The 21892-nt window shown below is 65.9% G+C and carries 22 protein-coding genes; 10 read left to right on the forward strand and 12 right to left on the reverse strand.

Going from position 1 to position 21892, the window contains the following annotated elements:
- Positions 1-4 precede the first annotated feature (4 nt).
- From AC13GA_RS07360 to ccmA, 7 genes are read right to left on the reverse strand one after another with little or no spacing between them, the layout of a single operon-like run.
- On the reverse strand, positions 5-622 hold the full coding sequence (locus AC13GA_RS07360; RefSeq protein ID WP_099551847.1) for a DsbE family thiol:disulfide interchange protein: 618 nt from the start codon (positions 620-622) through the stop codon (positions 5-7).
- An 8-nt stretch (positions 623-630) separates the two neighbouring features.
- Positions 631-2550 carry a heme lyase CcmF/NrfE family subunit gene (locus tag AC13GA_RS07365; RefSeq protein WP_065724273.1) on the reverse strand — a complete coding sequence of 640 codons (1920 nt, stop codon included), beginning with the start codon at positions 2548-2550 and terminating at the stop codon, positions 631-633.
- Positions 2551-3012 carry a cytochrome c maturation protein CcmE gene (ccmE, locus tag AC13GA_RS07370; RefSeq protein ID WP_482997790.1) on the reverse strand — a complete coding sequence of 154 codons (462 nt, stop codon included), beginning with the start codon at positions 3010-3012 and terminating at the stop codon, positions 2551-2553.
- Positions 3009-3197: a heme exporter protein CcmD gene (locus tag AC13GA_RS07375; RefSeq protein ID WP_046984380.1), complete on the reverse strand. Its 189-nt coding sequence runs from the start codon at positions 3195-3197 to the stop codon at positions 3009-3011. The genes ccmE and AC13GA_RS07375 overlap by 4 nt, the downstream gene beginning before the upstream one ends.
- Positions 3194-3964, reverse strand: a complete 771-nt coding sequence (gene ccmC / locus AC13GA_RS07380; protein WP_482997791.1) for a heme ABC transporter permease CcmC — start codon at positions 3962-3964, stop codon at positions 3194-3196. The genes AC13GA_RS07375 and ccmC overlap by 4 nt, the downstream gene beginning before the upstream one ends.
- Positions 3965-4007: 43 nt before the next feature.
- The gene (ccmB, locus tag AC13GA_RS07385) at positions 4008-4703 is read right to left on the reverse strand and encodes a heme exporter protein CcmB (protein ID WP_014647762.1); all 696 of its coding nucleotides are present in this window, start codon (positions 4701-4703) and stop codon (positions 4008-4010) included.
- Positions 4700-5329, reverse strand: a complete 630-nt coding sequence (ccmA, locus tag AC13GA_RS07390) for a heme ABC exporter ATP-binding protein CcmA (protein WP_005413987.1) — start codon at positions 5327-5329, stop codon at positions 4700-4702. Before ccmA ends, ccmB begins: the two co-directional genes overlap by 4 nt.
- A 186-nt stretch (positions 5330-5515) precedes the next feature.
- Here ccmA and AC13GA_RS07395 point away from each other — a divergent pair, with 186 nt between their 5' ends.
- The 3 genes from AC13GA_RS07395 (at position 5516) to AC13GA_RS07405 (ending at position 8022) form a co-directional block, all read left to right on the forward strand.
- Entirely contained in the window at positions 5516-6664 is a 1149-nt protein-coding gene (locus AC13GA_RS07395) for a pyridoxal phosphate-dependent aminotransferase (RefSeq protein ID WP_482997792.1), read from the forward strand.
- A gap of 13 nt (positions 6665-6677) precedes the next feature.
- On the forward strand, positions 6678-7484 hold the full coding sequence (locus AC13GA_RS07400; protein WP_482997793.1) for an amidohydrolase: 807 nt from the start codon (positions 6678-6680) through the stop codon (positions 7482-7484).
- 103 nt (positions 7485-7587) lie between these two features.
- Positions 7588-8022 carry a hypothetical protein gene (locus tag AC13GA_RS07405; protein WP_046984377.1) on the forward strand — a complete coding sequence of 145 codons (435 nt, stop codon included), beginning with the start codon at positions 7588-7590 and terminating at the stop codon, positions 8020-8022.
- On the opposite strand, the gene AC13GA_RS07410 is transcribed toward AC13GA_RS07405, so the two are convergent.
- Positions 8009-8302: a hypothetical protein gene (locus AC13GA_RS07410; protein ID WP_046984376.1), complete on the reverse strand. Its 294-nt coding sequence runs from the start codon at positions 8300-8302 to the stop codon at positions 8009-8011. The two genes, AC13GA_RS07405 and AC13GA_RS07410, sit on opposite strands and share 14 nt — an antisense overlap.
- A 353-nt stretch (positions 8303-8655) precedes the next feature.
- On the opposite strand from AC13GA_RS07410, the gene AC13GA_RS07415 reads away from it, so the two are divergent.
- The gene (locus AC13GA_RS07415) at positions 8656-9063 is read left to right on the forward strand and encodes a hypothetical protein (RefSeq protein WP_012511621.1); all 408 of its coding nucleotides are present in this window, start codon (positions 8656-8658) and stop codon (positions 9061-9063) included.
- 78 nt (positions 9064-9141) lie between these two features.
- Here AC13GA_RS07415 and AC13GA_RS07420 read toward each other — a convergent pair whose 3' ends face one another.
- Positions 9142-10296, reverse strand: coding sequence for an MFS transporter (locus AC13GA_RS07420; RefSeq protein ID WP_482997794.1), 1155 nt, complete (start codon positions 10294-10296; stop codon positions 9142-9144).
- Positions 10297-10386: 90 nt separating this feature from the next.
- On the opposite strand from AC13GA_RS07420, the gene AC13GA_RS07425 reads away from it, so the two are divergent.
- A complete protein-coding gene (locus AC13GA_RS07425) occupies positions 10387-11175 on the forward strand; it encodes an AraC family transcriptional regulator (protein ID WP_482997795.1) in 789 nt (262 codons plus the stop codon).
- Between the two features lie 115 nt (positions 11176-11290).
- On the opposite strand, the gene AC13GA_RS07430 is transcribed toward AC13GA_RS07425, so the two are convergent.
- From AC13GA_RS07430 to AC13GA_RS07440, 3 genes are read right to left on the reverse strand one after another with little or no spacing between them, the layout of a single operon-like run.
- Positions 11291-12970 (reverse strand): pseudouridine synthase, encoded by a 1680-nt coding sequence (locus AC13GA_RS07430; protein WP_046984373.1) that lies wholly within the window; start codon positions 12968-12970, stop codon positions 11291-11293.
- Positions 12963-13838 (reverse strand): SMC-Scp complex subunit ScpB, encoded by an 876-nt coding sequence (gene scpB / locus AC13GA_RS07435; RefSeq protein WP_046984372.1) that lies wholly within the window; start codon positions 13836-13838, stop codon positions 12963-12965. Before scpB ends, AC13GA_RS07430 begins: the two co-directional genes overlap by 8 nt.
- 13 nt (positions 13839-13851) lie before the next feature.
- Positions 13852-14757, reverse strand: a complete 906-nt coding sequence (locus tag AC13GA_RS07440; RefSeq protein WP_046984371.1) for a segregation and condensation protein A — start codon at positions 14755-14757, stop codon at positions 13852-13854.
- A 361-nt stretch (positions 14758-15118) separates the two neighbouring features.
- Between AC13GA_RS07440 and AC13GA_RS07445 the strand changes: the two genes are divergently transcribed.
- From AC13GA_RS07445 to AC13GA_RS07465, 5 genes are all read left to right on the forward strand, one after another.
- Complete coding sequence (locus tag AC13GA_RS07445; protein ID WP_478475590.1) at positions 15119-15418, forward strand: YciI family protein; 300 nt, start codon at positions 15119-15121, stop codon at positions 15416-15418.
- Complete coding sequence (locus tag AC13GA_RS07450; RefSeq protein WP_046984370.1) at positions 15415-15690, forward strand: BolA family protein; 276 nt, start codon at positions 15415-15417, stop codon at positions 15688-15690. Before AC13GA_RS07445 ends, AC13GA_RS07450 begins: the two co-directional genes overlap by 4 nt.
- Before the next feature lie 148 nt (positions 15691-15838).
- Positions 15839-16876 (forward strand): LacI family DNA-binding transcriptional regulator, encoded by a 1038-nt coding sequence (locus AC13GA_RS07455; RefSeq protein WP_046984369.1) that lies wholly within the window; start codon positions 15839-15841, stop codon positions 16874-16876.
- 76 nt (positions 16877-16952) lie between these two features.
- Complete coding sequence (locus AC13GA_RS07460) at positions 16953-20033, forward strand: TonB-dependent receptor (protein WP_253078179.1); 3081 nt, start codon at positions 16953-16955, stop codon at positions 20031-20033.
- A gap of 250 nt (positions 20034-20283) precedes the next feature.
- The gene (locus AC13GA_RS07465; RefSeq protein ID WP_046984367.1) at positions 20284-21888 is read left to right on the forward strand and encodes a glucoamylase family protein; all 1605 of its coding nucleotides are present in this window, start codon (positions 20284-20286) and stop codon (positions 21886-21888) included.
- Positions 21889-21892: the final 4 nt, after the last annotated feature.

Raw genomic sequence — 21892 nt, forward strand, 5'->3', positions numbered from 1 at the left:
CGGCTCAGGGCGCCGTGTGCAGGGTGTTGCCGGCATTGCCCTGGGCCTTTTCGATCTTCTCCAGGGCCGGGATCAGCTTCTCGTCGACCACGCGCTGGGTCATCGCCCCGCTGTACTTCCAACGCACGATGCCACTGCCATCGACCAGGAAGGTTTCCGGCGCAGCGGTCACGCCCCAGTCGATCGCGGTGCGGCCTTCCACGTCGCTGAGCACGACCATGAACGGGTTGCCCAGCTGCTCCAGCCAGTGCAGGGCATCGGTCGGGTCGTCCTTCCAGTTGTAGCCGATCACGCGTACGCGCTTGCTCTCGGCGAAACGGGTCAACACCGGATGTTCCTCGCGGCAGGCCGCGCACCAGCTGCCCCACACGTTCAGCAGGTAGGGCGCGCCGCGCAGCTCGTCGCTGTGCACGATCATTTCCGGGTCGTGCAGCACCGGCAGCGCGAACGCCGGCGCCGGCTTGTCGATCAGGGCCGACGGCAGCACGTCGCGCTGCGGGTCGCCGGATTTCATCACCCCGTAGATCATCAGCCCGAGCAGGCCGAAGAAGAACAGCACGCCGATCACGATGGCTACCGGCGGCAGCGGGCGGGAGGGGCGCGGGGCGGGGGACTCGGACATGGGAACTCCTACGGACGACGGAAGCGGCGGTCGGCGGCGGTGATGAATCCGCCCAGGGCCATCAGCAGCGCGCCCAGCCAGATCCAGCGCACGAACGGTTTGATGTGCACCCGTACCGCCCATGCATTGTTGCCCAGCGGCTCGCCCAATGCCACGTAGACATCACCGTCGAAGCGTGCATCGATGCCGGCTTCGGTCATCACCTGGCCGCCACTGGCGTACTGGCGCTTCTCCGGATGCAGCAGTGCCAGTTCGCGGCCATTGCGGAACACGCGCAGATGGCCGCGGTCGGCGATGAAATTCGGACCTTCGCGATGGTCCACGCCTTCGAAGCGCACTTCATGGCGGCCGACCACCACCTGCTGTCCGGGTGCCAGCGCTACTTCGCGCTGCACGTTGAGTGCTTCCACCAGCAGCGCGCCGGCCAGGAACACGGCAATGCCGGCATGGGCGACGATCATCCCCAGCATTTCGGCGGTGAAACGGCCGTTGCCGCGCAGGCGCTGCCAGACGAAGCGGGCGGTGCCCAGCCCGACCCAGGCCGCTGCAGCAACGCCCAGGCCAGCCTTCCAACCGTTCTGTGGGGCCTGCCACCAGGCCAGCGCGCCGAGCAACATGGCCAGTCCCAGCCATGGTGCCAGCAACGCGAATGCACGCGAAGGCTGGTCGCGCTGCCACTTCACCAGCGGGCCGAACGGCAGCAGCAGGATCATCGGCGCCATCAGCAGCAGGAACAGGCTGCCGAAGTAGGGCGGGCCGACCGAGATCTTGCCCAGCGACAGCGCGTCGGCCAGCAGCGGGTACAGCGTGCCGAGCAGGACCATCGCGCAGGCAGTGGCCAGCAGCAGGTTGTTGGCCAGCAGCAGGGTTTCGCGCGATGTCGCGGTGAAGCCACGGCGCGGATCGTCGGCGTTCACCGACAGACGTGGCGCCCGCAGCGCATACAGCAGCAGGCTGCCGCCGACCAGCACCGACAGGAACACCAGGATGAACAGGCCGCGCGAGGGATCGGCGGCGAACGAATGCACGCTGGTAAGCACGCCGGAGCGCACCAGGAACGTACCCAGCAGTGACAGCGCGAAGGCGGCGATTGCCAGCAGCAACGTCCAGCTGCCGAAGGTGCCGCGCTTCTCGGTGACGGCCTGCGAATGGATCAGCGCCGCACCGACCAGCCACGGCATGAAGCTCGCGTTTTCCACCGGGTCCCAGAACCACCAGCCGCCCCAGCCAAGCTCGTAGTAAGCCCACCAGCTGCCCAGCGCGATCCCCAGCGTCAGGAAGCCCCAGGCGACGTTGGTCCACGGCCGCGTCCAGCGCAGCCAGCGGGCGTCGACGCGTCCTTCCAGTAGTGCGGCCACCGCGAACGCGAACGGCACCGCGAAGCCGACGTAACCGATGTAGAGCATCGGCGGGTGGATGATCAGCCCGGGGTCCTGCAGCAGCGGGTTGAGGTCACGGCCTTCCAGTGGCGCCGGGTTCAGGCGCAGGAACGGATTGGAGGTGAAGATCAGGAAGGCGAGGAAGCCGACGCTGACCACGCCCATCACCGCCAGCACGCGCGCTTGTACCGGCGCCGGCAGGTGCCGCGAGAACAGCGCCACCGCGCCAGTCCACAGCGCCAGCACCAGCGCCCACATCAGCAACGAGCCCTCGTGCGCGCCCCAGACCGCCGAGTAGCGGTAGATCATCGGCAGCAGCGAATTGGAGTTCTCGGCCACGTAGCGCACCGAGAAATCCTGCTGAACGAACGCGGCGGTGAGTACCGCGAAGGCGCCGGCAAGCAGCAGCAGCTGCGCGAAGGCGGCCGGTCGCGCCACCGCCATCCATGCCGTGTTGTTGCGCTGCGCACCGGCCAGCGGCAGGCCGGCCTGCAGCAGCGAGGCCAGCAGCGCGCACAACAGCAGGATCTGACCCAGTTCGGGCAGCACTCAGCGCACCTCGGGTGCCGTCACCGGCACATCATGCTTGCGATGGGCGTCGCCCATCTTGTCGGCTACTTCCTTCGGCACATACTTCTCATCGTGCTTGGCCAGGACTTCATCGGCGACGAAGATCCCGTCCTGCAGGCGGCCGCTGGCAACCACGGCAGTGCCCTCGGCGAACATGTCCGGCAGAATCCGTGAGGTGCTCACCGCCAGCTGAGCATCGCCGTCGGTGACCTCGAAGCGTGCTTCCAGCGAGCCGGCCGGGCGGTTGAAGGAGCCCTTCACCACCATGCCGCCCAGGCGGAAGCGCGACTGCGCATCGACATCGCCGCGCAGCACCTCCGAGGGCGTGTACAGGTAAGCGATGTTGCGCTCCAGTGCCATCGCCACCAGCGCGGTGGCCAGACCGGAGGCAAGCAGGGCCAACAGCACCCAGACCAGGCGGCGACGTTGTACCGGCGTCATCGTTCCAGCTCCGTCGGCAACGACGAAGCGGCTTCCTGCTTGCCGGCGCGGGTCTGCTGCCGCTGCTGGCGTGCCAGGGCCAGGCGGCGTGCCACGCGCAGGCGCAGCCACGAACCGATGGCATCGGCGCCGAGCACCAGTACGAACACGGCGTAGGCACCGATCACGTAAGGCAGGTGGGTCATGACTGGGCCTCCCCGGCCGGGCGTGCGGCATCGACCCGGCCACCGATCCAGGCCTTGCCGGCCTCGCGGTCGAGGTTGTCGGCGCGGGCCTTGGCCAGCACCGAGCCTGCGAACCAGAACTTGGTTCCGATCACCATCCACCACAGCGGCGCGATCATCGCGCTGCTGATCGCCGATTCACCGAACACGTTGATCGACTGGCGCTGGTGCAGGCCGCCCCACCAGTCCACCGAATAGCGGATCACCGGCAGCAGGCTGACGCCGACGATGGCCAGCAGGCCAGCCGCACGCGCGGCGCTGCGACGGTCCTCGATGGCGTGGTAGAGGCCGATCACGCCCAGGTACAGGAACAGCAGCACCAGTTCACTGGTCATGCGCGGGTCCCAGTCCCACCAGGTGCCCCAGGTGCCCTTGCCCCAGATGCTGCCGGTGAGCAAGGTGATCAGGGTGAAGCCTGCGCCCATCGGCGCGCAGGCCATGGCCAGGATCTCGCAGACCTTGATCCGCCAGATCAGGGCGATGGCGGCATACAGCGCCATCAGCGCGAATACGAACAGGCTCATCCAGGCACTGGGCACGTGGATGTAGAGGATGCGGAAGCTGTCCAGCTGCTTGGCTTCCGGCGGCACCACCAGCAGTGCCTGCCACATGCCGACCAGCAGCACCGGCACCGCAGCCAGGTAGAACACCCGCGACCAGCGGGCAGCGAATCGGTCGAACGTGGGGGGCGAGCCGAGTTGGTGGAACCAGCGGACAATCGGATTCATGCGTGGCGGCTATCCAGCAGGGGTGGATTGGCTCTCAGCTCGGTCAACTCAGAGAAATACGTATTGCAGCAGCGGTGGCCAGCGGAGCCAGCACCAGCGCGACCAGCAGGCCGGCGCCCAGCATCAGCAGCGCACCGACCGGATCCTGTCCGCGTCCGGCCGCCGCCAGACTGCCTGCACCGAACACCAGCACCGGCACGTACAGCGGCAACGACAGCAACGCTACGAGAATACCAGAGCGCCGGATGCCTACGGTCAGTGCTGCGACCACACCACCGATCAGACTCAGCAACGGTGTTCCCAGCAGCAACGATGCCAGCAACATCGGCAGCTGGTCATGCGGCAGATGCAGCATTTCGGCCAGCAGCGGGCTGACCACGATCAGCGGCAGCGCAGTGGTGGCCCAGTGCAGCAGCACGCGCACCAGCACCAGCCAGGCCAGTGGCACCGGCGCCAGCAGCCATTGTTCCAGCGAGCCGTCTTCGGCATCGGAGCGGAACAGTGAATCCAGTGACAGCTGGCCGGCCAGCAGTACCGCCAGCCACAGCACTGCGCCGGCGGTGGCGGCCAGCAGTTGCGGTTCGCGGCCCTGGGCGAGCGCGAACAGGACCACCACCAGTACCGCGAACAGCAGCGGTTGCAATGCGTCGCCGCGACGGCGCCAGAGCAGGCGCAGGTCGCGCCTGAGCAGCGCACCTGCGGTCTGCCACAGGCCCGGTTCGGTACCCGGCGCGATCATGCAGCACCGCCGAGGTCGAGCTGGCGGGTACGCACCGGCGGTGCGGCATAGGCGCCGTGGGTGGTGACCAGTGCAGCGCCGCCGGCACGCAGATGCGCGGAAATCATCCGGTTGACCAGGGTGATGCCCTCCAAGTCGAGGTTGGCATAGGGTTCGTCAAGCAGCCACAACGGCGCCGGCGACAGCCAGATGCGTGCCAGTGCCAGCCGCCGCTTCTGTCCGGCCGACAGATGCCGCACCAGGGTGTCCTCGTAACCGGCCAGTCCAACGATGGCCAGCGCGTTGCCCGGCATCTGCCGCGCGCGGCGACCGTGCAGGCCGCACAGGAAATGCAGGTTCTCCAGCGTATCCAGGTCCGGCTTCAGCGCCGGTAGGTGGCTGAGGTAGGCCACATAGCGTGCACGCTCGGCATTGCTGGCCGGCTTGCCGTCGATCCGCACCTGACCGGCACCGGGCCGGGCCAGGCCGGCCAGCACGCGCAGCAGGGTGGTCTTGCCGGCACCATTGCCGCCCTGCACCAGCAGCGCCTCGCCGGCGTCCACATGGAAGTCCAGCGGGCCGAACACCGGCTCGTCATTGCGGGAGAAGCTCAGGCCGCTGGCGGCCAGCAATGCAGGGGTGTTCAAGGGGCAGGGTCTTCATGCCGGAGTGCGGCGGCAATTGTAGCGGTGAATGCATACGGTAGTGCCGGCCGCTGGCCGGCAGGCGCGACCAAGCGTCGCAGATTGTCCGAGGTTGCCGGCCAGCGGCCGGCACCACCGAAGCAGGGATTGCGTAAACTCAGGGGCCTGTCTCCCCATATCCCCAGGCCGATGCAACCGAACACCAAGCTGCCCAAGGTCGGTACCACGATCTTCACCGTGATGTCCCAGCTCGCTGCCGAACACGGCGCGGTCAACCTGGGCCAGGGTTTTCCGGATTTTTCGGCGCCGCAGCGCCTGATCGACGAGACCGCCAGGGCGATGGCCGCCGGGCTGAACCAGTACCCGCCGATGACCGGTGTGGCGCCGCTGCGCCAGGCCATCGCGCAGAAGGCGCTGGACTGCTACGGCGCGCAGGTCGATGCGGACAGCGAGATCACTGTCACCAGTGGCGGTACCGAGGCCATCTTCAACGCCATCCACGCCGTGGTGCGGGCCGGCGAGGAAGTGATCGTGCTCGACCCGGCCTATGACTGCTACGAGCCGGCAATCGACCTGGCCGGCGCCAAGGCGGTGCATGTGTCGCTGGATCCGCAGACGTTCGCGGTCGACTGGGACCGCGTGCGCGCGGCCATCACCCCGCGCACCCGCATGCTGATCGTCAACACCCCGCACAACCCGTCCGGCGCGATGCTGTCGGCGCATGACATGCAGGCGCTGGCCGAGCTGCTGCGTGGCACGCAGATCTACCTGATTTCCGATGAGGTGTACGAGCACATCATCTACGATGGCCGCCGCCACGAATCGGCGCTGCGCTATCCGGAACTGCGTGAGCGCGCTTTCGTCATCTCCAGCTTTGGCAAGACCTACCACTGCACCGGCTGGAAGATCGGTTACGCGATCGCACCGCCGGCGCTGACCGCCGAATTCCGCAAGGTGCACCAGTACAACACTTTCACCAGTTTCGGCCCGGCGCAGTACGGCTTTGCCGCGATGATCCGCGACGAACCCGAACACCACCTGGAGCTGGGCGCGTTCTACCAGGCCAAGCGCGACCGCTTCCGCGAGCAGCTGGCTGGCACCCGATTGAAGGCGTTGCCGGTGCCGGGCGGTTATTTCCAGCTGGTCGATTACTCGGCCATCAGCGATCTGCCGGACCATGAGTTCGTGAAGTGGCTGACCATCGAGAAGGGCGTCACCGCCATTCCGCTGTCGCCGTTCTACGAGAATCCGCCGGCTGGCCAGCGCCTGGTGCGCCTGTGCTTTGCCAAGAATGAAGCGACCATGGACGCGGCGATCGAACGCCTGCGCCTGCTCTGAGCGAGGCTTGAACATGCAGGACCTGCGCATTTCCCTCGTCCAGGGTGACACCCGCTGGCACGACCCGGCTGGCAACCGTGCCTACTACGGTGCGTTGCTGGCGCCGCTGGCCGGCAGCACCGACCTGGTGATCCTGCCGGAGACCTTCACCAGCGGCTTCTCCAACGAGGCCATCGCCCAGGCCGAAGGCATGGATGGCCCGACCGTGGCCTGGGTGCGCGAGCAGGCCAGGGTCTTGAACGCGGCGGTGATCGGCAGCGTGCAGTTGCGCGAGGGCGAGGGCGTCTACAACCGTCTGCTGTTCGCCACGCCCGACGGCGAGCTGCAGTACTACGACAAGCGCCACCTGTTCCGCTATGGCGGCGAGCACGAGCGTTATGCCGCCGGCCGCGAGCGCTTGAGCGTGGAATGGAAGGGCTGGCGGATCAATCCGCAGGTCTGCTATGACCTGCGTTTCCCGGTGTTCTGCCGCAACCGCTACAACGTGGAGCGTCCGCAGCAGCTGGATTTCGACCTGCAGATCTTCGTCGCCAACTGGCCGTCGGCACGCGCCTATGCATGGAGGACCCTGCTGCGTGCGCGGGCGATCGAGAACCTGTGCTTCGTTGCTGCGGTCAACCGTGTCGGCGTCGATGGCAACCAGCTGCACTACGCAGGTGACAGCGCGGTGCTGGATTTCCTGGGGCAGCCTCAGGTGGAGATCCGCGAGCGCGAACAGGTGGTCACCACCACCATCTCGGCCGAGGCGCTGGCCGCACACCGCGCGCGCTTCCCGGCCATGCTTGATGCCGATGCCTTCCATCTGGACGAACAGGCCTGAGCGACGGCCTGAACGCTGCCGCACCAGCGTGCGCGCCTGCATTCAACCTGCACGCGCGCGCTGCTAGATTCGCCGCCAGTCCGACCGAACGGGAAGTCCCGCCATGAACAAGCCCTTCGCCCTGCTGCTGGCCCTGTCTGCCGCATCGCTCGCCCCGGCCGCGCACGCTGCCGGCAACCTCGATTGCGAGCTGCACTACAACCTGTCCGGCTGGTCGCTGATCTACAAGACTGCCTCCGGCAATGGCACGGTCACCTGCAGCAACGGCGCCAGCATGCCGGTGCGCATCCAGATGAAGGGGGGCGGCCTGACCGTGGGCAAGTCGAAGATCACCAACGGGCGCGGCAATTTCACCGGCGCGATCAGCATCGATCAGCTACTGGGCACCTACGCATCGGTCGGTGCACATGCCGGTGCGATGAAATCCAGCAATGCGCAGGTGATGACCAAGGGCGACATCTCACTGGCCCTGTCCGGTACCGGCAAGGGCTGGGACCTGGGCGTGGACGGTACCGCGTTCACCCTCAGCCGGCGTTGAGGCGGCGCTGCGCTGCGCCATCCCAGCTGATCCGGATGTAGTGCTGTTCGGAATCGCTCAACAACCGTTCGACACCGAAACCATTCTTCAGCAGCTGTGCGACCACGTCTTCGACGAGCTGCTCGCTGGCCATCACCTGGCTGAAGCCGAACACGATATAGCGGCGGCCATTTTCCGAGCCGATCTGGATCGAGTTGTCGAGGTCGCGGTAGAACTGTTCGATCGGGCGCTTGGCGGCATCGGCGTTGGCGCGGGCCTGTTCGGCGGTGATGGTGATCATGGGCATATGCCTTGTGCGGGAGAGCACGCACGATAGCCAGCGCCCTGATGTGAATTCCGTGCGTGGCGCACAATGCCCCGTGTTTGCAGCAATTCCTAACATGAGCTGTGAACGTCAAGATGCGCAGGAAAAGTGCCGCGCGGCGGTGAGCATCCTGCATCGACATGAAGCCATCGGGAAGGGATGGGTGCCAGCAGCAGTACAGGCGTGCAACGCACCGCCCAGAGGGGATCCTGCACCCATCCGATGCTGTGGGCACGCAGTGCATTTACATTTCCTTGACCTTGCAGTAACCCCGCAATGCCTAACAGGGACGTCCCAGCGATTCTGCTGGGATCATTGGAGACGCTGGAATGGAGTTCAGAACGTCCGTGCTGCTCGTGGCCCTCATCGCCACACCCGCGATCGCCCACGCCGAAGTCTGCCTGTCCGACAGCGGCATCGTTGTGTCCTGTCCTAGCCTGTTACCGCATCCGGTGACGGCCAGGTTCGAGATCGGGACCCTGCCGCGTGTGGCCGGCTCGCCATCGGAGATCTACATCACAGGCGGCGGCCAGGTGGATGGAACGAGTAATTTCTCGGTCTATGCCAATGGTCAGTTCCTGTGCCGTACCAATGACAATTACGACGGTGGCAACACCACGCCGATTCGCCATTGCACCGCGACCATCGCAACACCCGGGACCTATGTGATCTCGGCGTCGCGCAACAGCCCTGGCAACTTCCTTGCGCCGATGGACGAAGTGATCAACGTGCAGTAATCGATTGTCCGCTGACCCAGGCCCCGGGGCGTAACCCCCGGGGCCTCTGCTGCCCTTATGGCAGCGGGACCGGCTCCTTCACCGTTGCGATCCACAACCAGGCCTTCCGCCGTCAACTGCCCGGTCCCGTTGCAGCCACAAGGCCAGCAGGCCACACACGATGAGGGTCGGTGCCAGCAGCTGCACTGCACCGACCAGCGCCATCGCCGTACCGATCAACAGGTAGTAGAGCAGGCCGAACAGCGCGCCTGCGCTGCCGAGACAATGTGGATAGCCGCGCAGGGCCTGGCCGAGCACATTGGGAATGGCAAGGCCGAAGCCCGTCACCACCGGCACCATCGCCGCGACCAGGGCCGGGTGATCATGCAGCAGCGCGGCCAGCAGGCCTCCCGTCAGAACCAGTCCTGCGGCGATGCGGATGCGCGTGGTTGTGGCAACGCCTGCACGCAGCAGGCGCCCATTGCCCCACGCGCCCAATGCCGAACCCAGTGCCAGCACCGCGCCGCTGGCGCCGAACCAGGTGGCTGGCCAGTGCAGGCGCGCAAACACGAAGGGGCCGAGTACATACCAGCTGTACATCGCCACGTTGAAGGCCATCACCAGCAACGCGTGTGACCAGATCCAGCGATCGCGCAGCAGTTCCCGCAGCAGCGGCAGCATGGGCGTGTGCGGGATCTGTACAGGGCGGCTTTCGCGCAGGCCTGCCAGGCATGCGACTGCCAGCAGGGCAGCAATCAGCAGCAGGCCGGACTGTACGCCGACATAGCCATTGGCGGCGACCAGCAGCGTGCCCAGTGCAAGACCGATGGCCGGGCTCAGGGCCAACGCCATGCCGATCCAGGAGAATGCCTGCGCCAACGCCGGCCCCTGCAGATGGTCGCGCAGCACGGTCTGGGTGACCACCGAAGCGGCGGCGGCGCCGACTGCGGCCAATGCCTGGGCCAGCAGCACCTGGCCGAAGCTGCCAGCCATCAGGCCGCCCAATGCAGCCACTGCGAAAACGCCGAGGCCACAGAGAAGGGCGGGGCGCCGACCGATACGATCGGCCAGGCGCCCCCACAGCAGCACACCCGCAGCGAAGCCGAACAGGTACAGGCTCATGGCCTGGCTGGCGGCACTCGGCGGCAAGGCGAAGCGTATGGCTAGATCGGCCAGGGCCGGGCTGTACAGGGTCTGTGCCAGCTGCGGAAACATCAGCAGTGCAATGGCGAGCAACAACAGGCGACGCGACATGCGGGCGCTCCAGGAACGGGGCCGCGCATTGTGGTCGCGTCCGCAATGGCGCACCCTGTCTATCCTGTCATCGAATGTATGAAATCAGACATGGCCTGGTTGCAGCCGGACGCGCACTTCGACGCCGATGCCTGGAGCGCTCCGGTGCTGGGGATCGCGGCCTCACTGGCGGATCACGATTCGGGTTGGCACCAGCACGCACGCGCGCAGCTGCTGTACACCCGACAGGGCTGTACGCGCCTGACCTATGGTGATCGCATCAGCCTGCTGCCGCCCGCGCGCGCAGCGTGGATTCCGGGTGGGCTGCGCCATCGCGCGCAGATGCGCCAAGCGGTCGACTACCGTTCGTTGTACTTCGACGCCACCCTGTCGACCCAGCTGCCCCGGCAGCCGGCGATCATCGGCGTAGGCCCGCTGCTGCAGGCCTTGCTGGAGCCGATCGCGCAGGCACCGTTCGACCATGACTGGCAGTCGCCGCGCGCGCACCATCAACTGGGGTTGTGCGTGCTGGAAATCGCCGCTGCACCGGTGGCGCCGATGGACCTGCCTTTACCGCGTGATCCGCGGATTGCACGTTGCCTGCCGCTGGCCGAACAGCTGCCGCCCGAACTGGGGGAGCTGGCCGCGCGCACAGGCCTGAGCGCGCGTACCGTCGGTCGGTTGATGCAACGCGATACCGGCATGAGCTATCAGGCCTGGCGCCAGCAATGGCGCCTGATGCGGGCCATGGAGCTGCTGCTGCTCGGCCATCGCGTCGCGCATGTGGCCCAGGACACCGGCTTCTCCGCCGAGAGCCCGTTCATTGCCTTCTTCCGCAGCATGACCGGCACTACGCCCGCCACTTTCCAGCGCCACGCAAAAGGGGACGGAGGGGATTAGTCGTTTTCGCCCCTTCGATACACACCGTGGCAAAAACGAATTAATCCCCTCCGTCCCCTTTTTAAAGAAAAACCCCGGCCGGAGCCGGGGTTTTTCATGTCGCTCGCGTCAGCGATCAGCCGCCGCGCGGGCCACTGCGGCGCGGGCCGCCGGGGCCACGGTTGCCGCCGGGGCCACCCGGGCCACGGTTGCCACCCGGGCCGCCGGGACCACGATTGCCGCCGGGACCGCCCGGGCCACGGTTGCCACCGGGGCCACCTGCGCCGCGGTTGCCGCCCGGGCGTGCATTGGCGTTGCCGCCCGGACGACCGTTGCCGGCCGGACGCGCACTGCCATACGGGTTGAAGCCCGGATTGGCGTGGTCGGACGGGAAGCTCGGGGCGTTGCCCGGATGGCCGTACGGGTGCTTGTTGCCCTGGCCCTGCGAGCGGTTGCCGGCACCGGCCGGACGGCCCTGGCCGCCACCGGCGCCACGGCCTTCACCACCGAAACCGCCACGGCCCTGGCCGCCACCGGCGCCTGCGCCGGGACCCTTCGGCTTGCCGTATGGACGACCCTGGCCGCCTGCGCCCGGACCGCGTGCGCCGGGGCCACGAGCACCCGGACCGGCATTGCGGTGGCCGCTCGGGCCGGTGCTGACACCGTCCGGCACATACCAGGTACGGAATGCCGCCGGGTTGCCTTCCGGCAACGAGCGGTCGTTCTTCTGTGCGCGCTGCTTGAACGGCTTCTGCGACTGCTTGGCTGCGGCTTCACCGCTGACCGTCAGGCCGCCCTTGAAGCCGCCGCCTGCCTTGCCGCCACGACCACGGCCGCGGTCTTCGCGGACGTTGTCGAAACGACGCAGCTCGCGACCTTCATCGGCAGTGTTGTGGCCGTTGACGTAGGCATTGCCACGGCCACCTTCGCGCACGCGCACGGTGGTCTTGGCGGCGCGGCGCTGGCCGATCACCGGCTGCAGGGTCAGCGCCGACGGCGCGCCTTCTTCCAGCTTCAGCTGCGCACGCAGGGCTTCGACCTGGGCGCTGCCCAGCTCCACCGAATGGCCGCGGGCCAGTTCGCGCGGCAGGGTAACCTTGCCGTAGCGGGTGCGCTTCAGGCGGCTGACCTGGCAACCCTGGGATTCCCACAGGCGGCGCACTTCGCGGTTGCGGCCTTCCTTCACCACAACGCGGAACCAGTCGTGCGAATCGGTGCCGCCAATGCGTTCGATCTCATCGAACTTGGCCGGGCCATCTTCCAGTGCCACGCCGCGGCCGAGGCGGTCGATGATGGCGTCGGAGACCTTCTCTTCGCCTTCCGGGGCACGCACGCGCACAACGTACTCGCGCTCGACCTCGAACGACGGGTGCATCATGGCGTTGGCCAGCTCACCGTCGGTGGTGGCCAGCAGCAGGCCGGTGGTATTGATGTCCAGGCGGCCGACCGCGATCCAGCGCGCGCCTTTCAGCGGCGGCAGCGATTCGAACACGGTCGGGCGGCCTTCGGGGTCTTCGCGGGTGGTCACTTCGCCTTCCGGCTTGTTGTAGACCAACACGCGCGACGGCTCGGCCAGGGCGGTGGCGACGAAGCCACGGCCGTCCAGCTCGATCTTGTCGCCGCTCTTGACCGACATGCCGGTCTGCGCGACTTCACCGTTGACCTTGACCAGGCCTTCGGCGATGCGCTGTTCCAGCGCGCGGCGCGAGCCGAGGCCGGCCTGGGCCAGGACCTTGTGCAGGCGTTCTTCCAATTTGAACTGTTCGGAGGTGGCTTCGCGCTTCAGCGAGAGCTTGTTACGGGGGGTGTCACTCATCAGTTTTGCTCCGGCCGACGGTTTCGAGGTCGGCCTCTGGTTCGGAATCGGCTTGGTCAACAGCCACGGTCGTCATCGCGACGGCGTTGTCTTCGCGTTCGTTCACTGGCACCGCGCGCTCGCCCGGCGCGGAATCGGGATGCCCATCATCGAAGGGCGAAGGTGCTTGCTCATCGGAGGCCGAGGCAGGGGCTGCATCGGCGGAATCGGGGGTCTCGCTGCCGGCCAGGCCGGTGTCATCATTGGCGGCGTCATCGTGACCACCGGTCGAAACATCGGGGCCTTCGGCGCCAGCCCGGGGTGGTGCATCGCGGTCCAGCGACAGCTGTGGCTCCAGTTCGCCCAGGTCCTTCAGTTCCGACAGTGGCGGCAGTTCATCCAGTCGCTTCAGGCCGAAGTAGTCCAGGAAGCCCTTGGTTGTACCGAACAACGCCGGCTTGCCAGGCACGTCGCGGTGCCCGACCACGCGTATCCACTCGCGTTCTTCCAGCGCCTGGATGATGTTGCTGCTGACCGCCACGCCGCGCACCTGTTCGATCTCGCCGCGGGTGATCGGCTGCCGGTAGGCAATCAGCGCCAGGGTTTCCAAAGTGGCGCGGGTGTAGCGGGTCTTGCGTTCGGTCCACAGCCGGCTGATCCAGCCGTGTACTTCGCCGGTGACCTGGTAGCGGAAGCCTGAGGCGACCTCGACCAGTTCCACGCCGCGGCCTTCGCAGGCGTCGCGCAGGCGTTCCAGCGCACGTTCGATGCTGCCCGGCGGTGCCGGTTCCTCTTCCGGGAACAGGTCCTTCAGCTGGGCCAGGGTAAGCGGCTGGCTGGAAGCCAGCAGCGCACCTTCGACAATGCGGTCGATCAGCGGTTGATCCATCGGCAGTCAGCGCTCACTCGTTGGCATTGGCGGCGTCGTTGTCGTCGAACTCGCTGCTGAACTGCAGCGGGGCGTTGGTGTTGCCGGCGGCCAATGACTTCACATAGATCGGCGCCAGCGGTTCTTCCTGGACGATGTCCAGCAGCTGCTCCTTGGCCAGTTCCAGCACCGCCAGGAACGTGACCAGCACGCCCAGCTTGCCTTCTTCGGCGGTGAACAACCCTTCAAAGCGGTAGAACTTGCCGTCTTCAAGCCGGCCGAGTACCTCACCCATGCGCTGCCGGACACTCAGCGCCTCGCGCTTGATCGCGTGGCCGGTGAACAGCTCGGCGCGCTTGAGCACGTCGTGCAGGGCCATCAGCATTTCCTTCAGGTCGACCGGCGGCGGCAGCTTCACCGTCGCCCGTTCGGGCATGAAGGCGTGGGCCAGGCTGGTATCGCGGTCCTGGCGGGGCAGGGCGTCGATGTCCTCGGCAGCCTGCTTGAAACGTTCGTACTCCTGCAGCCGGCGTACCAGCTCGGCACGCGGGTCGGCCTCATCGCCTTCCTCGCTGACCGGGCGCGGCAGCAGCATGCGCGACTTCACCTCGGCGAGGATCGCGGCCATCACCAGGTACTCGGCGGCCAGCTCGAAACGCAGCTCGCGCATCACCGTGATGTATTCCACGTACTGCCGGGTGATCTCGGCCACGGGGATGTCCAGCACGTCCAGGTTCTGCCGGCGGATCAGGTACAGCAGCAGGTCCAGTGGGCCTTCAAAGGCATCCAGGATGACTTCCAGCGCATCCGGCGGGATGTACAGGTCCTGCGGAATCTGCAGGACTGGTTGCCCATGCACCACGGCCAGCGGCATTTCCTGCTGCTGGGGGGCGGGCGGCCGGGTTGGCGGGTTCGCGTCGAGCGCGAGTTCGGAAGTCATCTAATGGACATCAGGATTGCAACGGACCAGTCGCGGCACCGGGTTCACCGGGCCAACGCCACGGAGCCCCAGGGCACCAGACACGCCGGGATCGGCGCGCTTCCACACATATCAAACAGCAGGACGCGCCGCAGGGAACGGCAGCGACGGGACTACGGGGAGGTCGTCTACGTGGCCCCTTTGAAACAGCGGGACGGTCGTCGGGGGCTGCGTTGGCCGCAAAAACCGACGGGCTGCTGCATCCAGCCACGTGCAATGGAGTCTAGAGTAAGCCTTTGCCGCGCCAGTGTCCAGCTGCGACCGGGGCAGGGGCCGCATTGGCTAGAATCAGCGCACCGACAACGCGAGCGAGGAAATGCCGGTGTGGTATGTGATCGAAGGGTATGACGGCCAGGATGTCCTGGCGCAACGACTGCAGGCGCGGCCGGAACACCTGGCGCGGCTGCACGCGCTGCGCGACGAAGGTCGCCTGCTGTTGGCCGGGCCTTGCCCGGCGGTGGACAGCGAAGACCCGGGCCCGGCCGGTTTCAGTGGCTCGGTGGTGATTGCCCAGTTCGATTCGTTGCCGCAGGCGCAGGCCTGGGCCGATGCCGACCCCTACGTGGCGGCAGGTGTCTACACCCAGGTGCAGGTGCGGCCGTTCCGCAAGGTGCTGCCGTGAACGCGGAACGGATCGAGCGGATTCGTGATGCGCTGCAGCAAGCGTTGGCCCCGATCGTGCTCGAAATCGAGGACGACAGCCATCGCCATGCTGGCCATGCCGGCGCCCGCGACGGTCGTGGCCATTTCAACGTGCATGTGGTCAGTGATCGGTTCGCCGGGCTGGGCCCGCTGGCCCGTCACCGCGCGGTCTACGCCGCGCTGGGAGCGATGATGGAGACCGATATCCACGCGCTGTCCATCCGTGCGCTGACCCCGTCAGAACAGGGCTGAGGCCTTGTCCCACGCTGTCCTGGCCGGTCCCCGCAGGGGCCGGCGCAGACAGATTTCCATGTCCATTTCGGGACATTCGCCTAACGGACTGTTTACAAGCCCAGATGGAAACGCTTACATTCCGCGCCAATGCTGGTAGGTCCAAGCCGTGGAGGGCGGCTTCGTGAACAAGGCAGCTATCACAATCAAAGACGTCGCACGCGAAGCCCGGGTCTCCGTGGCCACGGTTTCCCGCGCGCTCAACGGGCATGAAAATGTCGCCGAACCGGTCCGCCAGCTTGTGCTGGAGGTGGCCGCACGGCTGCGTTACACCCCGCACGCCGCCGCCCGCAGCCTGAGCAGCCGCCGCACCAATACGGTGGGGGTGGTGCTGCCGGACCTGTACGGTGAATTCTTCTCCGAGTTGATGCGCGGCATCGACAACGTTGCCCGTAGCCGTCGCCAGCATCTGCTGGTGTCCAGCTACCACGGCGACCAGGAACAGCAGGGCGCCGCCCTGCGCGCCATGCGCGGCCGCGTCGATGGCCTGCTGGTGCTCTCGCCTTATGCCGAGAGTCCGGGCTTCCTGACCGACAACCTGCCGCAGTCGTTGCCGACGGTGTTGATCAACACCTATCTGCCCGGTCAGGACCATCCGGTGTTGAGCATCGACGACCATGCTGGTGCGATGGCGATGACCCGCCACCTGCTCGAGGCCGGTCACCGCCGCATCGCCTTCATTTCTGGCCCGGACCTCAACTTCGACGCGCGCGAGCGCCTGCGTGGCTTCCGTGACGCGCTGGCGGCTTTTGGCAGTGGCGCCGAAGGCATCGAGCTGCCCGGTGATTTCGACGAAGCTTCCGGCCATCGCGCCGGTCAGGAGTTGCTGGCAGCCGGAGCGCTGCCCGATGCCGTATTCGCCGCCAACGACATGATGGCCCTGGGCTGTCTGTATGCGTTCACGCAGGCCGGTGTCCAGGTCCCGTCCGATGTCGCGCTGGCGGGTTTCGATGACATTCCGCTGGCGCGTTTCGTCCACCCGTCGCTGACCACCATGCAGGTCAGCATCGCCGAGCTCGGCGACCGGGCCATGACGCGCCTGCTGCAGTTGATGGACGGCACCTCCACGGACGGGACAGGGGACAAGCAGACCCTGGTTCCCCGCTTGATAGTTCGCGATTCCACCACTCCGCCATCGGGCCATTGAAGCCAGAGGCGTTCCTTCTTTTTTGATTGATCGCAGGGACCGCGCAAGCGGTCACCGCCACCCGGAGATTGAGTTGATGATGCACACCACCTTCCGCACGCCGGCACGCCGGCTGCTGAGCACCGCACTGGTCAGTTGCCTGATGCTGGCCGCCGCTCCGAACGTCATGGCGCAGTCGGCCAACGCCAGCCTGCGCGGCCAGGTTGCCGGCGCCCAGGCAGGCACCGAAGTCACCGCCACCAACGTGGCCACCGGCACCGTCCGCCGCGGCACCATCCGCGCCGATGGCAGCTACTCGCTGATGGGCCTGGATCCGGGCACCTACAACGTGGTCGCTAACGGCCAGACCCAGAAGGTCACCGTCACCGTGGCCTCGACCGCCACCCTGAACTTTGCCGACGCCGCCAGCAGCACCCCCGGCGCGACCGCGGCCACCAACCTGGACACCGTCAACGTTGTTGCGCCGACCCTGCTGCAGGAAGTGCGCACCTCTGAAGTCGGCAAGACTGTCAGCCTGCAGCAGATCCAGACCACCCCGCAGGTGTCGCGCAACTTCCTGGAGTTCGCCGACGCGGTGCCGGGCATGATCTTCACCCGCGATGCCAAGGGCAACACCTCGCTGCGCGGCGGCGCCACCAATTCCGACGGCACCAACGTCTACATCGATGGCGTGGGCCAGAAGAGCTACGTCAAGGGCGGCGGCATCTCCGGCCAGTCCGGAAGCGCAGGCAATCCGTTCCCGCAGCTGGCCATCGGTGAATACAAGGTCATCACCGGCAACTACAAGGCCGAGTACGGCCAGGTGTCCAGTGCAGCGATCACCGCCGCCACCAAGTCCGGTACCAACGAGTTCAAGGGTGAAACCTTCTACCGTTACACCAACGACAGCATGCGCGCGATGACCCCGGCCGAACGCCAGCCGGGCAAGAGCAAGGAAGAATCGGCCGAGAAGGAATATGGCTTCGCCTTGGGTGGCCCGATCATCCAGGACAAGGCCCACTTCTTCGTCACCTATGAAGCCAAGCGCTTCGACCTGCCGGTGACCATCGCGCCGGACGGTGCGGTGAGCTCGGCGGCCGCCAATCTGCCCGCCGATGGTCTCGCAGGTCTCGGCCCGGCCAGCCAGCCGTTCCAGCAGGACCTTATCTTCGCCAAGATCGACTTCGAGCCGACCGATAACGATCGTATCGAGCTGACCTTCCAGGATCGCGACGAAACCCAGCAGCAGTTCAGTGACCAGACCGCCAAGGTGCACGGCAAGGTGGTGGACAATACCGACCGCCGCTATGCCCTGCGCTGGAACCACAGCGGCGAGCGGTTCTACAACGAGCTGATGGTCACCCATGAGGAGGCGTTCAACAATCCGCTGCCGCTGACCTACGGCAACGGTATCGTCTACACCGCGCCGGACTTTGGTGACAAGAACCGGAACACCCCGCAGGAAAAGACCCTCGTCCAGATCGGCGCAGCCGATGCGTTCGCCTCTCAGGTGAAGGGCCAGAAGGGCTGGGCGATCGAGGACAACCTGACCCTGGACGGCCTCCAGTGGGCCGGCGACCACACCATCAAGATGGGCGCCAAATACAAGCAGATCGATCTGTACGCGTCCGATGCCGCGCAGATCAATCCGCAGTTCTTCTACACCATCGACAATCCTGCCTTCTCCTCCGGCACCCCTTACAAGGCGCAGTTCACCAAGGCCAGTACTGGTGTCACCGGCGTGCAGTCCGAGGTGCGCGCCAAGGTCAAGCAGATCGGCTTGTTCATCCAGGACGACTGGCAGGTCAATGACCACCTGCAGCTGAACATCGGCCTGCGCTGGGATTACGAAAAGAACCCGGTCTATACCGATTTCGTGACCCCGCCGGAGGTTGTGAACGCATTGTTCTCGCAGGACAGGCATGCGCCTCCGGGCCAGACCTATGCGCAGACGCTGGCGCTCAGTGGTTTGAACGTCAACGATTACATCAGCACCGGCCACAATCGCAAGAATTTCAAGAATGCCTGGCAGCCGCGCCTGGGCTTCTCGTATGACGTAAACGCCGATGAGCAGCACGTGTTCCATGGTGGCGCCGGCCGGTCCTACGATCGCGACCTGTTCGACAACCTGGCACTGGAAACCACCAAGCTGGCACTGCCGCAGCCGACCGTGTTCTTCCGCAACCCGGCCACCGGCAGCTGCATGTACGGACAGACCCCGTGCTTTGACTGGAATCCGAACCTGATGAACGGCATCGAGAACGTGCAGGCACTGCTGGGTTCCACCAGCAATGAAGGCATGGAAGTCGATCTGCTGAACAACAACATGAAGGTGCCGTACTCCGACCAGTTCAGCCTGGGCATGAGCAACCAGATCGGCGAGTGGCTGACCGATGCCACGATTTCACGCACGCTGACCTACGATGGCTTCGCCTACACGCTGGGCAACCGCTTCAACAACGGCAATTTCTTCGACAACCAGATGCTGTGCGGCGCTGACGAGCCGACCTACGGTCAGCCGTGGGGCTGTAGCATCCCGGGCTTCGGCAGCCTGATCATCGGCCAGCAGGGCATCAAGACCCGCTCCACCCAGATCCTGCTGTCGGCGCAGAAGCCGTACAGCAAGGAGAGCGGCTGGGGCACCTCGATCGCCTATACCTGGACCAATGCACGCCACAACCGCAACATCAACGAGCACTATTCGTTCGATCGCGGCACCATCGGTGAATACCCGACCATCAAGTCCAACGGCGCGCCGCGTCACCGCCTGGTGGTCACCGGCTCGTATGACGGCTTCTGGGGCATCACCTTTGGTGGCAAGCTGACCCTGGCAACGCCGACCCCGGGTAACGACTGGTCCTGCATCGCGCAGGCCGGCAATTCGAACTGCATGCCGACCCCGGCTGCCGGCACACCGTCGGGCAATGGCCACTTCCTGCTCGGCGGCAAGATCTTCGGCTACCGCTCGCTGGATCTGCAGGCGACCAAGACCTTCAAGCTGGCCGGCGATACCGAGCTGTATGCCCGTATCGACATCATCAACGTGCTCAACTTCGACAACTTCTCCAAGCTGAACTACGTGAAGAGCGACGGCAAGCTGCTGGTCAGCTACAACGAGACCGGCGACATCATCGGTACGCCGCGACAGGTCAAGGCTGAGGTGGGCTTCCGCTTCTAAGCCCGGATGTAGATGCACGATCCGATGCCGCCGCTCCGCCGGCGGCATCGGCAGGATGAAGAAACGGCAATGGCCGGCCCGGTGCCGGTCCATTGCCCACGCCGCTGCCGGCCAGGGGGCAGTGGCGTGGGCAATGATCGCGGTGTCAAACCACGTTTTTCGTGGTTTTTTAAGAATGCATCTTGTAAACGATTTCAGATCATTGGACGGTATGCTTTCCCATCGATCAGACCACCGGAGAAATCGCGCCATGCTGGCACGCCATCTGTTGTCCGCCGCAGCGTTGAGCCTGGTCGTTGCTGCCTGCCAGCCGGCCCAGCAGGAGCCTGCCAAGCCTCAGCCGCAGGTGATCCTGATCGAGGCCGACGCGCCACCGCGGCCGATGAAGCCGGTGCTGCCGCCGCTTTTCGATGACATCGAACGCCGTACCTTCCAGTTCTTCTGGGACACCACCAACGAAATCAACGGCCTGACCCCGGACCGTTACCCGTCGAGGCCGTTTGCCAGCATCGCCTCGGTTGGCTTCGCGCTGACTGCCTATCCGATCGGCATCGAGAACGGTTGGGTCAGCCGCAACCAGGCCATCGACCGCACGCTGACCACCCTGAAGTTCTTCCGCGACGTGCCGATGGGCCCGCAGCGCACCGGCAAGGCCGGCTACAAGGGCTTCTACTACCACTTCCTGGACATGCAGGAAGGCCGCCGCTACGACAGCTGGGTCGAACTGTCCTCGGTGGATACCGCACTGCTGATGATGGGCGTGCTGTTCGCGCAGTCGTATTACGACGGCGACGATCCGCGCGAGAAGGAGATCCGCCAGATCGCCGATACGTTGTACAAGAAGGTCGACTGGCCGTGGCTGCAGCAGCGTGCACCGCTGATCTCGATGGGCTGGTTCCCGGAGAGCGGCTTCATCGACCACGACTGGATGGGCTACAACGAGGCGATGATGGTCTACATCCTCGCCCTGGGCTCGCCGACGCACCCGGTCAGCCCGGATGCGTGGACCGTGTGGACGCGTACCTATGACAACGACTGGGGCGTGTACCAGGGGCAGGAATACCTGTCATTCGGCCCGTTGTTCGGCCACCAGTACAGCCACGTCTGGATCGACTTCCGCGACATCCAGGACGCGTACATGCGCGAGCGCGGCAGCACTTATTTCCTCAACAGCCGCTCGGCCGCGCTGGCCCAACGCGAATACGCCATCGCCAACCCCATGCAGTGGAAGGAGTACGGCGAGAACGTGTGGGGCCTGACTGCCAGCGACGGACCGCAGAACACCACCCAGGACTATCGCGGCGAGCAGCGCCAGTTCCGCCATTACTCCTCGCGCGGCGCTGGCCTGCGCGAGAACTTCGACGACGGCACCATCGCTCCCACCGCTGCGATCGCGTCGGTGGTGTTCGCCCCCGAGCAGGTGATCCCGGCAACGCTGGAGATGCACAAGCGCTTTGGCGACTACATCTATTCCAGCTACGGCTTCCTGGATTCGTTCAACCCCAGCTTCAACTACGACATCCCGATCAAGACCGGTCGCCTGGTGCCGGATCGGGGCTGGGTCGCCAGCGACTACATCGCCATCGACCAGGGCCCGATCCTGACCATGATCGCCAACTACCGCGATGACTTTGTCTGGGAAGTGATGAAGAAGAACCCGTACATCCGCAAGGGCCTGGAGCGGGCCGGGTTCAACGGTGGCTGGCTGGCGCCGGAAGGCTCCTTCCAGCCGCTGGAACTGCAGAAAGACGAAAAGGCCGCGGCGGCACGCGCGGTGGGTATCGCCGAATCACGCGCGGCTGCCGCGCAGGAACAGAAGAACAATGCCAACCGCACCACAGGCCAGGGCAAGTAACCTG

The sequence above is a fragment of the Stenotrophomonas sp. 22DLJC03 genome, from assembly GCF_056861405.1.